This is a genomic window from Streptomyces sp. NPDC051738, from assembly GCF_044453205.1.
Lineage (GTDB): Bacteria > Actinomycetota > Actinomycetes > Streptomycetales > Streptomycetaceae > Streptomyces.
Window position 1 is genome coordinate 241733 of record NZ_JBITCM010000015.1, and the last position, 12890, is coordinate 254622.

Genomic DNA, 12890 nt, shown 5'->3' on the forward strand with positions numbered 1-12890 from the left:
TTCATGACGAGCCGAGCAGGCTGAGCACGGCACGCCGGTACACGGTGTGGACGGCGGGCAGGTCGTCGAGACAGGCCCGCTCGTCCACGCCGTGCAGCCCCGCGTACCGCACCCCGAAGCCCGCCGTGGCAGGGATGCCCTCGCCCGCCAGCAGATTCCCGATGTTCGAGGGGCCGGCGGTCTTCGGCCGGATGGTGAGACCTTCTGCCGAGGCGGCGTCGAGCAGGGCCGCCGCGGGCTGCCGGTCGTCGGCCAGGCGATACGGAGGCCAGGAGGCGACCGGGGTGATCTCGGTCGGTCGCGGGACGGGCACCCTGGCGTCCAGCTCGCGCACCGCCTCGCTGACCAGCCGCTCGGCGGCGCGGGCGTCGAAGCCGGGCGTGGTGCGGATATCGACCCCCAGCTCGCACAGGTCGGGCACGACCGAGAACCCCTGGCCGCCGTGGCTGGAGGTCACCGTCAGCTTCGGCGGCAGGGGGAACTCGTCCTCGGCGCCCGGGAGTTCGGCCTCCTCCAGGAGTCGTACGAGATGTGCAGCGCGGGAGACGGCCCCGGGCGTCGTACGGCGCGACCCCGAGTGGCCCGAGACCGCGTGCACCGCGATCGTGGCCCGCCACAGTCCCCGCCCGCCGACCACGACCTCGTCGAGCCCCGGGTAGCCGATCAGTACGCCGGACGGCCGGACCGCCTCCTGGTCGGCGAGGTAGGCGTGGGCACCTCCGAAGCCGCCCGTGTGCTCGTCGACGTCGAGCAGTACCGCGAGCCCGCCGCGCAGATCGCCGGCCCGGCCCTGCAGCTCGGCCGCGATGCCGCAGAACATCGCCGCGGCGAGCTTGGAGTCCGCCGCGCCCCTGCCGCGCAGCCAGCCGTCGACGACGTCGCCGGAGTCTGGGGCGAACGACCATGCGGCCTCGTCGCCGTAGGGCGCGGTGTCGGCACAGGCGTCCAGGGCCCACCAGGGGCCGGGCCGGCCACCGGCGACCTCGATCAGCAGGCCGACGGTGCCCCTGTCGCCGTGGAGGCGGCGATACGGAAGTCCGCGCACGGTGAGCCAGTCCTCCAGGACGCCGAGGACGGGGCCGTAGTCGTCGATCCCGGCACGGCTGGGGCGGCGGATCAGTTGCTGGGCGAGGTCGATCACGTCGGCGTGTTCGGTCATGGGGCCACTGTGCCCGAGGGCGCTCGGTGTCAGTGGCGGGTGTCACCCCTCCCCGGTTGTGCAACTAGTTGCATAAAGGCTGTGCGGTCCTCTACAACTACGTCAGGCACGACACCGCACGGAGGGGCCCGATGAGCCGTTACCCGCACCTGCTGAGCCCGCTCGACCTGGGCTTCACCACGCTGCCCAACCGCGTCCTCATGGGCTCCATGCACGTCGGCCTGGAGGAGGCCGAGCGCGGCTTCGAGCGCATGGCGGCCTTCTACGCGGAGCGGGCGCGCGGGGGAGTGGGCCTGATCGTCACCGGTGGCATCGCCCCCAACGACGAGGGGCGCCCGTACGAGGGCGGCGCCAAGCTCACCACCGACGCCGAGGCCGAGCAGCACCGGGTCATCACCGACGCCGTGCACCGCGAGGGCGGCCGGATCGCGATGCAGATCCTGCACTTCGGCCGGTACGCCTACCACCAGGACCTCGTCGCCCCGAGCCCGCTCCAGGCGCCGATCAGCCCCTTCCCACCCCGCGAGCTCACCGACGCCGACGTCGAGCGGACCATCGACGACTACGCCCGCGCCGCCCGCCTCGCCCAGCAGGCCGGCTACGACGGCGTGGAGATCATGGGCTCCGAGGGCTACCTCATCAACGAGTTCATCGCCACGCAGACCAACCGGCGCACCGACCGCTGGGGCGGCTCGTACGAGAACCGGATGGGCTTCCCGGTCGAGATCGTGCGGCGGGTGCGCGAGGCCGTAGGCGAGGACTTCATCATCGTCTACCGGCTGTCGATGCTGGACCTCGTGCCCGGCGGTTCGACCCTCGACGAGGTGATCACGCTCGCGAAGGCCGTCGAGGCCGCCGGAGCGACGATCATCAACACCGGCATCGGCTGGCACGAGGCACGCATCCCGACCATCGCCACCTCGGTGCCGCGCGGCGCGTACACCTGGGTCACGAAGCGGTTGATGGGCGAGGTGTCGGTCCCGCTGGTCACCACCAACCGCATCAACACCCCCGAACTGGCGGAGGAGTTGCTGGCGGACGGCTGCGCGGACATGGTGTCGATGGCCCGCCCGATGCTCGCCGACCCCGACTTCGTCGCCAAGGCCGCCGCCGGGAAACCCGAGGCCATCAACACCTGCATCGGCTGCAACCAGGCCTGTCTCGACCACACCTTCAGCGGCAAGATCACGTCCTGCCTGGTCAACCCGCGCGCCTGCCACGAGACCGAGCTGACCCTGTCCCCGACCCGGCTGCGCAAGCGCGTCGCGGTCGTCGGCGCGGGGCCGGCGGGTCTCGCCTGCGCCGTCAGCGCGGCCGAACGCGGCCACGACGTCACGCTGTTCGACGCCGCGAGCGAGATCGGCGGCCAGCTGAACGTCGCCCGCAAGGTCCCCGGCAAGCAGGAGTTCGACGAGACGCTGCGCTACTTCCGCCACCAACTCGACTGGCAGGGCGTGGACATACGGCTGAACACCTGGGTGTCGGCCGAGGATCTCGCCGCCTACGACGAGGTCGTGGTCGCCACCGGCGTCACCCCGCGCACCCCGGACATCCCCGGCGTCGACCACCCGAGCGTCGTCGGCTACCTCGACGTGCTGCGCGACGGCGCCCCCGTCGGCGAGCGCGTCGCCGTCCTCGGCGCGGGCGGCATCGGCTTCGACGTCGCCGAGTTCCTCACCGACGGCGGCGACAAGGCGAGCGAGGACCCGGCGACGTACTTCCGCCAGTGGGGCGTCGACATGGACTATGCGGGCCCCGGTGGCCTTGCCGCCCCCGAGCGCCCCGCCCCGCCGCGCACCGTCCACCTGCTCCAGCGCAAGACCACCAAGGTCGGCGCGGGCCTCGGTAAGACCACCGGCTGGATCCACCGCACCGAGCTCAAGCACCGGGGCGTCACCATGGTCCCGGGCGTGCGCTACGACCGTATCGACGACGCGGGACTGCACGTCACCGTCGGCGAGGAGAGCACGGTCCTTCCGGTCGACACGATCGTCCTGTGCACCGGGCAGGAGCCGCGTCGCGACCTGTACGAGGCGCTGCTCGCCGCGGGCGCCAGCGCGCACCTCATCGGCGGTGCCGACGTGGCCGCCGAACTGGACGCCAAGCGTGCCATCAAGCAGGGCACGGAGCTGGCGGCGAGCCTGTAGGGGCGAGTGGTCGCCTTCGCAGGACGACCTCCTCGCGTCCCTAGGATGAGCCCATGTCACTCCCGCACGCGATCCTCACCGCCCTGGTCGAAAGGCCGTCCTCGGGGCTGGAGCTGACCCGCCGGTTCGACAAGTCGATCGGCTACTTCTGGTCGGCGACGCATCAGCAGATCTATCGCGAGCTGGGAAAACTGGAGACCGAGGGCTTCATCCGCACGCTGCCCAGCGAGCAGCCGGCCCGCGGGCAGAAGAAGAGTTACGAGGTCCTGCCGGCGGGCCGCGCCGAACTGGCCCGCTGGACCTCCGCGTCCCAGGACCCGCGGCCGCACCGCGACACCCTGCTGCTGCGGATGCGTGCCGCGGCCGTCGTGGGGACCGGGGGTATCGAAGCCGATCTGCGCCGCCATCTCGACCTGCACCGGCGGCAGTTGGCCGAGTACGAGGAGATCGAGAAGCGCGACTTCCCGCCCGGCAGGGACAGTTCCCAGGACCGGCTGCGGCACCTGGTGCTGCGCGCCGGCATCGATCTGGAGACCTTCTGGACGCAGTGGCTCACGCACGCCCTGGAGGAGTTCGCCGAACTGCCGGGGCGCGAAGCGGAACTGCCGGGCCACGAAAGGGCGTGAGCCGGGGCCTCAGAGCCGGTACGGCTTCGACTTGCGGCGCAGGAACCAGGCCGTGGCCAGACCGCCCGCGACCACCAGAACCCCGCCGCCGACCAGCGTCAGGGTGCCGTAGTCCGTCGAGGAACCGCCCACGCCGCCCATGACGCCGCGCGACGGTGAGGCCGTGGCGGAGATCGTGCGGGTGGGGGTGGCGCCCGAGACGATGACCGACTGGGTGCCCGCCGTCACGCCGTTGGAGCACACGACGATGACGGTGTAGGTGCCCGCGCTCACGGCCGACCAGGCCGCCGACTGCAGCGCGGACGTCCCGGACAGCGAGACCTGGCGCCCCTGGGCGAAGTTCGCCTGCCGGCTGTTCAGCAGCGAGGTGGAGCCCCAACTGCCGTTGACGTTGGTGCACGCGCTGGTCGTGACGGAGACCGTGGACCCGGTGGTGCTCACGGAGATCCCCGAGACCGCGGCGGCCGGAGCGGCGACTGCGGAGAGGGGGAGAACGGAGGCGGCTGCCAAGGTCAGGCCCGAGCGGAGGAGGAGCGATGAGTTGCGCATGGGGTTCCCTCCGGCGGCACGGTCGGCGGTACATCCCTGGCGCCGCCGAGGGTCGGGAACGCCCGTGCTGCCTCAGAGGCAGCCAACGCGCCCCCGCTCCCGCCCGCATGCGGGCCGCCCCCGGACAGGTGACGGACTGCTGCATTCGGGGGACTGCGGACATGGCCTCAGCCCTGCGGGACATGACCTCAGCCCTGCGCGCCGGTCGTCACCTTCCGTTCCGCCGAGAACCCTCCCCAGGTACCGTCCGGCAGCCGGCCCCGGATCCGTACCCGGTGCCCGGCTCCCTCCTCCGGGCCCAGGTAGAAGCTGTACGTGGCCCGCTCGCGCGGCGCGTTCCCGCCGTACACCAGCGAGGTGACCGTACGGCCGTCGAGTTGCACCTGGTACTCCGCGACCACGCCGTCCGCGCGCGGCGGCACCCAGCTCAGGTCGAGGTAATACGCCCCGTCCTCGCGATGGGTCGTCGCACGGAAGTCGGTCGGCGCGGTGCCGCGCCCGTCGTCGGTGCCGGGTGTGGTGACGCGGACCGTCGCCGAGGCGGGGGAGAGGTTGTCGGCCGCGTCCCGGGCGCGGACGGTGAAGGAGTAGCGCGTGCCGGGCCGAAGACCGGTGACCACGGTCGCCGTCTGGTTCCCGCCCACACTGTGGATCTTCGCACCGCCCTGATGGATGTCGTACGACACCACATCCCGGTCGTCCGTGGCCTGCGACCACGACAGCTGAACCGCCCGGGCGCCGACCGCCCGTCCCTGGACCTTCCCCGGACGGGTCGGGGCGGAGCGGTCGGCGGCCACGGTTTCGGGAGTCGTCGCCCGGACCTCCTTGCTCGGCGGACCGAGCCGCCCGTCGGTGTCGCGGGCCCGCACGGTGAAGGCATACACCGTGGACGGCTTGAGCATGGTGACGTCCACCATGTGTGCGGAACCCGGCACTTCCTTGACCTTCGTAGGGCCCCGATACACCTCGTAGACGCGGACGCCGCGGTCCGCGGAGACGGCGTTCCACATGACGTGCACGCTGGTCGCGCTTCCCGCGGCGGCCGTGACACCCGTGGGCGCCCCGGGCGGCCGGCCGCCGTCCTCGCCCGCCCCGCTCCAGGCGCAGGAGGAGAGCAGCGCGACCGCGCAGAGGGTCGACAGGGGAACGGGAACACGTCGCACGACACTGCCTCCCGGGGCGGCTCACGGCAATGGTCCGGACCAATATGACGCCGCTGACGCGATCACATCAAGAGGGCGGTCGTTGGTGAGCCGCCGCGGGAGTTACGTATGCTGAAGTTCCTCGCGGCTGAACTCTCCCTGAGGATGCGGGAGTTCATGCCGTCGGCACGGGCTGCTGTCGTCGCTGATCCCGCGCCGGACGCGGGTGGCCGGGGAGTCGGGGTCCGTCGCGGACTCGGGCCCCCGGCCCCCGCCGGATCGCCTGCGAGGGCAGGCGATCCAGGTGATCCCCGTAACGGTCGTCGAGCAGGCGTCAGACCGCCGACCAGCCGTCGTCGACCGGCAGGATGGCGCCGTTGATGTTGCTCGCCGCGTCCGAGGCCAGGAACACGATCGCGGCCGCCTGCTCCTCGGGCTGGGCCAGCTTGCCGATGTTGACGAAGTGCGGGCCGAGGGCGGCCGGTCCGTGCGCGCCCTGTGCCGCGTCCACGACGATGCCGGTCTGAGTGCCGCCGGGGGCGATGGCGTTCGCGCGTATCCCCTGCTTCCGGTACATCACCGCGAGGGACTTCGTCAGCCCGACCACGCCGTGCTTCGACGCCGTGTACGCGGCACCCGCGGCGCTGCCGCGCAGGCCGGCCTCGGACGCCGTGTTCACGATCGCGCCTCTGCCCGCCTCCAGCATGTGCGGCAGCGCCGCCCGGGTGAGCAGGAACGGGGCGGTGAGGTTGACCCGGATGACCCGCTCCCACTCGGCGTCGGTGACGTCCGCCGGCGCCGACATACGGTCCATGATCCCGGCGTTGTTCACCAGGACGTCCACGCCGCCGAAACGCTCGACGGCGGTCTCGACCACCTGGTCCACGACGGCCTGCTCGCTCAGGTCGCCGACGACGGCGACGGCGGCGCCGCCCGCCTGCTCGATCTCCTTGACGACGGCCTCGGCGCCCTCGGCGTTCAGATCGGCCGCCACGACCCGGGCGCCCTCCTTGGCGAAGGCCAGCGCGGCGGCGCGCCCGATGCCCGATCCCGCTCCGGTGACGATGACGCTGCGTCCGTCCAGTCCGCTGCTCATGAGGTGCTCCATCCGATGGTCGATGCCCGGGGTAACCATACGACTTAATGTCGCTGAGTGACATTAAGTCTTCGGGGAGAATTCCGGGAGAGCCATCAGCGCCCGGCCGGAGGAGACCATGACCGCAGCCCGCGGAGACATCAGACGACCCACGGGACGACCGCCCCTGACGGAGGAGCGCAAAGCCGAGATCCGCCTGGAGATCGCGCGGGCGGCGGTGGACCTGTTCGTCACCCAGGGCGTCGCGGCGACCACGGGCGAGCAGATCGGAGCGGCGGTCGGCGTCTCCGCGCGCACGGTGTGGCGCTACTTCCCGAGCAAGGAGAGCTGCGTACGGCCGTTGTTCTCGGCCGGTATCGACCTGATCGCCGCCTGCCTGCGGCAGTGGCGCCCCGGCGAGGCTCTGGAGGTACTCATCGACCGGGAGTTCGCGGCCGAGGGGCACCTGCCGGCCGTACCCGACCGGTCGACCGTGGGGGCGCTGGTGCGGCTGACCCGTACCGAACCGGGCCTGCGCGCGATCTGGCTCCAGACCTACGACGAGGCCGAACCGGCGTTCGCCGGGGCCCTCGCCGAACGCGCCGGGCTGCCCCCCGACGACCTGCGCCCGGCGATCCAGGCGGCGATGTTCAACGCGGCGCTGCGCGCGGCCGTCGAGTACCACGCCTGGCACACCACGGACACCGATCCCGACCCGGAGACGGCACCGGCCGAGCTGATGGCGACGCTGCGCTCGGCGATGGAGATCGTGGCGGAAGGGGTCGCGTAGGCGTGGGGGAGGAGGCTTCGGCCGCCGGGTTCACCGGGAGTGGCCGCCAGGGCCTCGCGGTGCGCTGACCGGGAATCGGGCGGCGCGGCCGAGGGGCCCCCGGCGTGGCGGTGCGGGTGTTCGCAGCGGCGGGCGTTGGTCTCCGCAGCGGCGGTTGCTGGTGTCCGCGGCGCCAGGCGCCCGCGTCCCCGGCGGCAGGTGCCCGCATCCTCGACGGCAGGCGTCGGTGTCCGCAGCGGCGGTTGCTGGTGTCTGCCGCTGCGGGTGCCGCTGTTCCGGTCGGCTCACACTTTTCGGTAGTCGTACGCCTCCGCTGCCGCCGCCTCCACCGCCGCGAGGTCGGCGCCGGTGGCCGCCGTGACGACCGCGGCCACCGCGCCCTCGACGAACGGGGCGTCCACCAGGCGGGTGTGGTCGGGGAGTTCGTCGCCCTCCGCGAGCAGTGCCTTCACGGTGAGGACGGCGCTGCCCAGGTCGGTCAGGACCGCGACCCCGGCGCCGCGATCCACGGAGGCGGCAGCCGCGGCGATCAGCTCCGCGCTGGTGCCGAGGCCGCCGCCCTCGGTGCCGCCCGCCGGAGCCACGGGCACGGCCGTGCCGCCGCCCGCGAGCCCCTGCGCCAGCTCGGCCACCGAGGCGGCCACCTGCGCGCTGTGCGAGACCAGCACGATGCCGACGAGCCGCTCGCCCTTCCTCTCGTCACTCACCGCCTCGTCACTCACCGCTCGCCTCCGCAAGACCCGCGATCAGCAGCGCCGAGGACGTGGCACCGGGATCCTGGTGCCCGATGCTGCGCTCCCCGAGATAGCTCGCCCGCCCCTTGCGGGCCTGCAACGGCGTGGTCGCCAGGGCGCCCTCCTCGGCGGCGGCCCGCGCCGCGACGAAGCCGTCACCGAGCGCGTCCACGGCCGGCACCAGCGCGTCGATCATGGTCTTGTCGCCCGGCGCCGCGCCACCGAGCACCATGACCGCGTCCACCCCCGCCCGCAGCGCCTGGGCGAACTCGTCCTCGCTCACCTCGCCGGCGTCCCCGAGCGCCTTGCCGGTCCGCCGCAGCAGCGTGCCGTACAGGGGCCCCGACGCCCCGCCGACCGTCGAGATGAGGTGGCGCCCGGCGAGCGTCAGGACCGCGCCGGGCGTTTGCGGGTCCTCCTTCTCCAGCGTGGCCGTGACCGCGCGGAACCCGCGCTGCATGTTGCTGCCGTGGTCGGCGTCCCCGATGGGCGAGTCGAGGGCGGTGAGCCGTTCCGCCTCACGGTCGACGGCAGTGGCGGTCGCCGTCATCCAACGGCGGAAGAACTCGGCGTCGAGCACTGGATCTCCTTGTGTGACAGGTGCCTTGCGATCGTCTGACTCCGCCGGATCACATACCCCACCGCAGCCCCGGTGTCCTCACCGGCGCGTTCCACAGCCGCAGCAACTCCTCGTCCACCTGGCACAGGGTGACCGAGGCGCCGGCCATGTCGAGCGAGGTGACGTAGTTGCCGACGAGGGTGTGGGCGACGGCGACACCGCGCTCGGCGAGTACCCGCTGGACCTGGGCATTGAAGCCGTACAGCTCCAACAGCGGTGTTCCGCCCATGCCGTTGACCAGGACGAGAACGGGATTGCGCGGCGTCATGTCGTCCAGGATCGCGCCGACGGCGAAGTCGGCGATCTCGCCCGACGTCATCATCGCCCGCCGCTCCCGGCCGGGCTCGCCGTGGATGCCGATGCCCAACTCCAGCTCGCCGGGCGGCAGATCGAAGGTGGGGCTGCCCTTGGCGGGCGTGGTGCAGGCGCTGAGGGCGACGCCGAAGCTGCGGGAGTTCTCGTTGACCTGACGCCCGATCGCCTCCACCTGCTCCAGCGGCTGTCCCTCCTCCGCGGCGGCACCGGCGAGCTTCTCCACGAACAGCGTCGCGCCCGTGCCGCGCCGCCCGGCCGTGTAGAGGCTGTCGGTGACCGCCACGTCGTCGTTGACCAGCACCTTCGCGACCTGGATGCCCTCGTCCTCGGCGAGCTCGGCGGCCATGTCGAAGTTGAGGACGTCCCCTGTGTAGTTCTTCACGATGAACAGCACACCCGCCCCGCTGTCCACCGCGGCCGCGGCCCGCGCCATCTGGTCCGGGACCGGCGACGTGAACACCTCGCCCGGACATGCCGCCGACAACATCCCCGGTCCGACGAATCCACCGTGCAGCGGCTCGTGCCCCGACCCGCCGCCGGAGATGAGGGCGACCTTCCCCGCCACCGGCGCGTCCCGCCGTACGATCACCCGGTTCTCCACATCGACGACCAGCTCGGGATGGGCGGCCGCCATCCCGCGCAGGGCGTCCGTGACCACGGTCTCCGCGACGTTGATCAACATCTTCATGGGATACCTCCTGGTGAGGCTAGCAGATGGGCTAATGACCTGCGTTTTTGCAGCTCAGGATGGGTGAGGTCAGTTGTTGATCTTGGCGGTCCATGGCGGTCGGAAGCGGGTTCTGGCGGTTCTGATGCTGACCCAATGCTGACTTTGATGACGGGTCGTCAGATTCTGGGAGTGATCGGTAGTGGGTCGGTGAGATGGCCCTTATTGGCAGTATCGACCTTGCGGATGCGAAGGTCACGCCCGTCGGATACCCGTGCGCGTGCCCGGTGCTCTCGTAGCCGCAGGAGTGGCCGTGCATTCCTCGCACGAGCATCAGGGGGAGTTCGTTTTGCAGGGCGGGGCTAACGCTGTTTATGCCTGCCGTGGCTGCTGGCGGAGCGGACTCGTCCGACGGAGACTGTATGAGTGCCAGAAGGTTCTTGGTCTGCTGGTGGTACACGACGCTGTGGCCTCTGACCTGCACCGGTGATGCGTACGGGGAGGGGCGGTCGTCGATCGGCCCGTGCCTGGTCCGGATCTTGTTCGGCATGCGGCGGTACACGGCCACGCAGGGGCCGGGGCTTCGCGCCGAAGAAGCTGGCCGCCGTACGGTTGCCCGAGGACATGGACGGTGTACCTCGCCTGTACGGCGCCGTCCTCCTCGCCCCGGACAACGAAGACGGGGAAGGAGATGCGGCGCAGTCGGCAGTGCGGCTTCGGATTATGCATGTATGGCTCGCTCGCGCGGAGCTGGGGCACACCGAGCTCTGCACTTGAGCCCATACCCGGCATTGCACGTGACCTTGTACCCCGACACCCGGCGATGCGGGTTCTTCAGCGCCCGTCACGCGGTCCTGGAATCGCCAGATGGCGCCTCGGTCTCACCGGCCCACAGGCGAACTCCGTTGGGCAGCGCTGTCCCTCCCGGATAGAAACATGACGCAGATGACGAGGTGAACTGGCAAGGCTGTGGGGTTCGGGATCGCTTCAGCGTGGACGCGGGACGTCGGGCCCTCTGCGCGTTCTGATACTCGAATCGGGTGAGGCAATCCGGCCCAGGGGCCTCTGCCGTCGTGGCGGGCGGCGCAAGGGAGGAGCCCAGTGCTTGGCTTGCCGGGCCGGTCGCACCCCGCGATCGTGCTCGACGGCAAGGAGGGACACTGTGGCGGCGCCGCAGCCGGAAGTGGACGAAGCGAAGGTCGACGCTTTCATGGAGAAGGCGCTCGAGGACATCAGTGGGACGATGACGGTCGGTCTGTGCCATCTGGGCGACCGGCTGGGCCTTTTCAAGGACCTCGCCGCCAACGGACCTGTCGGCAGCCGGGAGCTCGCAGACCGTCTGGACCTGAATGAACGTTACGTACGCGAGTGGCTGCGGGGCCTCACCGCCGCGGGGTATCTGGAGGAACAAGAGTCGGGGCGCTTCACTCTTCCCGCCGAGCATGCCCCCGCCCTGGCTGACGAATCAGGGCCCATGTTCCTCGGCGGCGTCTACCAGATGATGCCCGCCGCCCTGGCGCCGTACGAGCGACTGATGGAGGCGTTCCGGAGTGGGGGTGGCGTACGGCAGAGCGACTACCCGGACATCCTGTGGGACGGCATGAGCCGTTTTACCGGCAGCTGGTTCGAGAGCGTGATGGTCGACGACTGGCTGAGCACCTTTCCCCACGTCGTCGAGAGGCTGGAGCGTGGCATCGACGTCGCGGATGTAGGATGCGGCGCGGGCCGCGCCCTGATCGTGCTCGCCGAGCGGTTCCCCCGCTCCCGTTTCACGGGGTTCGACAACTTCCCGGGCCAGGTGGAACGCGCCCGGGTGAACGCGGAGAAGGCCGGTGTTGGCGACCGCGTGACTTTCGAAACGGTCGATGCCGCCCAGGGGCTTCCCGGGCGCTATGACCTCATCAGCACCTTCGACGTCATCCACGACTCGGCGGAACCGAAGGGGCTCCTCGCCGCCATCAGGTCCGCGGTCAGGGACGACGGCGACTACCTGATGCTTGAGATCAACTGCCAGAACCGCCCTCAGGACAATGTGGGCCCCGTTGCTTCGATGTTCTACGGGTTCAGCGTGTTCTACTGCATGACCACGTCCCTCGCGAGCGGCGGAGCCGCCCTCGGAACGTGCGGCATGCCCGAGACGGTCGTACGTAGTCTCTGCGCGGAAGCGGGCTTCACCGATGTGGCCCGGTCCACGGCGGATGACCCTTTCAACGTTCTCTACGACATCAAGCCGTAGGCCGGCATCGAAACGTGCGGCCGGGGGAGGCACGTCGGCCGTCGGGATCTCAAGCGGAGCGAGCGAGCCTCGCCCTGATGGTCCGGGGCTGGCATGGGGTTCCCGGCATCTTGATGACCGTGTCCGACCGATCAGCCAGCTCCATGTGTAGACCGGCTCAGCGGCCCCAACTGCCGCCCGCCGCCGATAGTCGGCGCCAGCACGATGCCCTCCGTTGATCCGGGCTTGAGCCCTTGAACAGGACTGGCGCGTGTTGGCGCTCGCCATCGGCGGCAGTGTGCGATCGAGCGATGAAGCCGATGATGATCGTGGTCCAAGCACCCTGCGGGGAGTGCCTCTCACTTGCTCAGGAGCCGTCGAGCTCCTGTTCACACGCGGTGGTGGAAGACCACCGATTGGCTGGGCAAAGCGGTGCGCCTGGCTGCGGCATCGTCTGACGTGCGGTGCCGGATACCCTGGCCGGGTGATCGAGAATCTTCCCCCCTGTCCGAAGTGCTCGTGCGAGTACACCTACGAGATGAACGCCCTGGTGGTCTGCCCGGAGTGCGGCCACGAATGGGTTCCCGCCGAGAGCGGCCCGGAAGGCGGTGACGCGGCCGGGGAGCGGGTCGTCAAGGACTCCGTCGGCAATGTCCTGCGGGATGGCGACACCGTGGTCGTCGTCAAGGCGCTCAAGGTCAAGGGAAGCCCCTCGGGGATCAAGGCAGGTACCAAGGTGCGCAACATCCGGCTGGTCGACGGGGTCGACGGGCATGACATCGACTGCAAGGTCGACGGCTTCGGGGCGATGCAGCTGAAGTCCAGCGTGGTCAAGAAAGCCTGATCCCGCCG

Annotated in this window: 12 protein-coding genes; 5 read left to right on the forward strand and 7 right to left on the reverse strand. The window is 70.8% G+C overall.

Annotation, left to right across the window (positions count from 1 at the left end; genetic code table 11):
• Position 1: 1 nt before the first annotated feature.
• The gene (locus ACIA8X_RS31755) at positions 2-1159 is read right to left on the reverse strand and encodes a M20 family metallopeptidase (RefSeq protein WP_399459721.1); all 1158 of its coding nucleotides are present in this window, start codon (positions 1157-1159) and stop codon (positions 2-4) included.
• Positions 1160-1290: 131 nt separating this feature from the next.
• Here ACIA8X_RS31755 and ACIA8X_RS31760 point away from each other — a divergent pair, with 131 nt between their 5' ends.
• Complete coding sequence (locus tag ACIA8X_RS31760) at positions 1291-3306, forward strand: FAD-dependent oxidoreductase (RefSeq protein ID WP_393444004.1); 2016 nt, start codon at positions 1291-1293, stop codon at positions 3304-3306.
• A gap of 53 nt (positions 3307-3359) precedes the next feature.
• Positions 3360-3932, forward strand: a complete 573-nt coding sequence (locus tag ACIA8X_RS31765) for a PadR family transcriptional regulator (RefSeq protein ID WP_393444001.1) — start codon at positions 3360-3362, stop codon at positions 3930-3932.
• Positions 3933-3941: 9 nt separating this feature from the next.
• On the opposite strand, the gene ACIA8X_RS31770 is transcribed toward ACIA8X_RS31765, so the two are convergent.
• The 3 genes from ACIA8X_RS31770 to ACIA8X_RS31780 all read right to left on the reverse strand — a co-directional run bounded on the left by ACIA8X_RS31770 (position 3942) and on the right by ACIA8X_RS31780 (position 6719).
• Complete coding sequence (locus ACIA8X_RS31770) at positions 3942-4481, reverse strand: hypothetical protein (protein WP_393443998.1); 540 nt, start codon at positions 4479-4481, stop codon at positions 3942-3944.
• Between the two features lie 188 nt (positions 4482-4669).
• Positions 4670-5644 (reverse strand): fibronectin type III domain-containing protein, encoded by a 975-nt coding sequence (locus ACIA8X_RS31775; protein ID WP_393443996.1) that lies wholly within the window; start codon positions 5642-5644, stop codon positions 4670-4672.
• A 313-nt stretch (positions 5645-5957) separates the two neighbouring features.
• The gene (locus tag ACIA8X_RS31780) at positions 5958-6719 is read right to left on the reverse strand and encodes an SDR family NAD(P)-dependent oxidoreductase (RefSeq protein WP_393443994.1); all 762 of its coding nucleotides are present in this window, start codon (positions 6717-6719) and stop codon (positions 5958-5960) included.
• Between the two features lie 118 nt (positions 6720-6837).
• Here ACIA8X_RS31780 and ACIA8X_RS31785 point away from each other — a divergent pair, with 118 nt between their 5' ends.
• Positions 6838-7488 (forward strand): TetR/AcrR family transcriptional regulator, encoded by a 651-nt coding sequence (locus ACIA8X_RS31785; protein WP_393443992.1) that lies wholly within the window; start codon positions 6838-6840, stop codon positions 7486-7488.
• Between the two features lie 284 nt (positions 7489-7772).
• Here ACIA8X_RS31785 and ACIA8X_RS31790 read toward each other — a convergent pair whose 3' ends face one another.
• From ACIA8X_RS31790 to dhaK, 3 genes are read right to left on the reverse strand one after another with little or no spacing between them, the layout of a single operon-like run.
• Positions 7773-8210 carry a PTS-dependent dihydroxyacetone kinase phosphotransferase subunit DhaM gene (locus ACIA8X_RS31790; RefSeq protein WP_393443990.1) on the reverse strand — a complete coding sequence of 146 codons (438 nt, stop codon included), beginning with the start codon at positions 8208-8210 and terminating at the stop codon, positions 7773-7775.
• Entirely contained in the window at positions 8203-8802 is a 600-nt protein-coding gene (gene dhaL, locus ACIA8X_RS31795) for a dihydroxyacetone kinase subunit DhaL (protein ID WP_393443988.1), read from the reverse strand. The genes ACIA8X_RS31790 and dhaL overlap by 8 nt, the downstream gene beginning before the upstream one ends.
• Before the next feature lie 49 nt (positions 8803-8851).
• On the reverse strand, positions 8852-9844 hold the full coding sequence (dhaK, locus tag ACIA8X_RS31800) for a dihydroxyacetone kinase subunit DhaK (RefSeq protein WP_393443986.1): 993 nt from the start codon (positions 9842-9844) through the stop codon (positions 8852-8854).
• A 1141-nt stretch (positions 9845-10985) separates the two neighbouring features.
• On the opposite strand from dhaK, the gene ACIA8X_RS31805 reads away from it, so the two are divergent.
• Positions 10986-12059: a methyltransferase domain-containing protein gene (locus ACIA8X_RS31805; RefSeq protein ID WP_393443984.1), complete on the forward strand. Its 1074-nt coding sequence runs from the start codon at positions 10986-10988 to the stop codon at positions 12057-12059.
• A gap of 463 nt (positions 12060-12522) precedes the next feature.
• Positions 12523-12882: a zinc ribbon domain-containing protein YjdM gene (locus tag ACIA8X_RS31810; protein WP_393443982.1), complete on the forward strand. Its 360-nt coding sequence runs from the start codon at positions 12523-12525 to the stop codon at positions 12880-12882.
• Positions 12883-12890 lie beyond the last annotated feature (8 nt).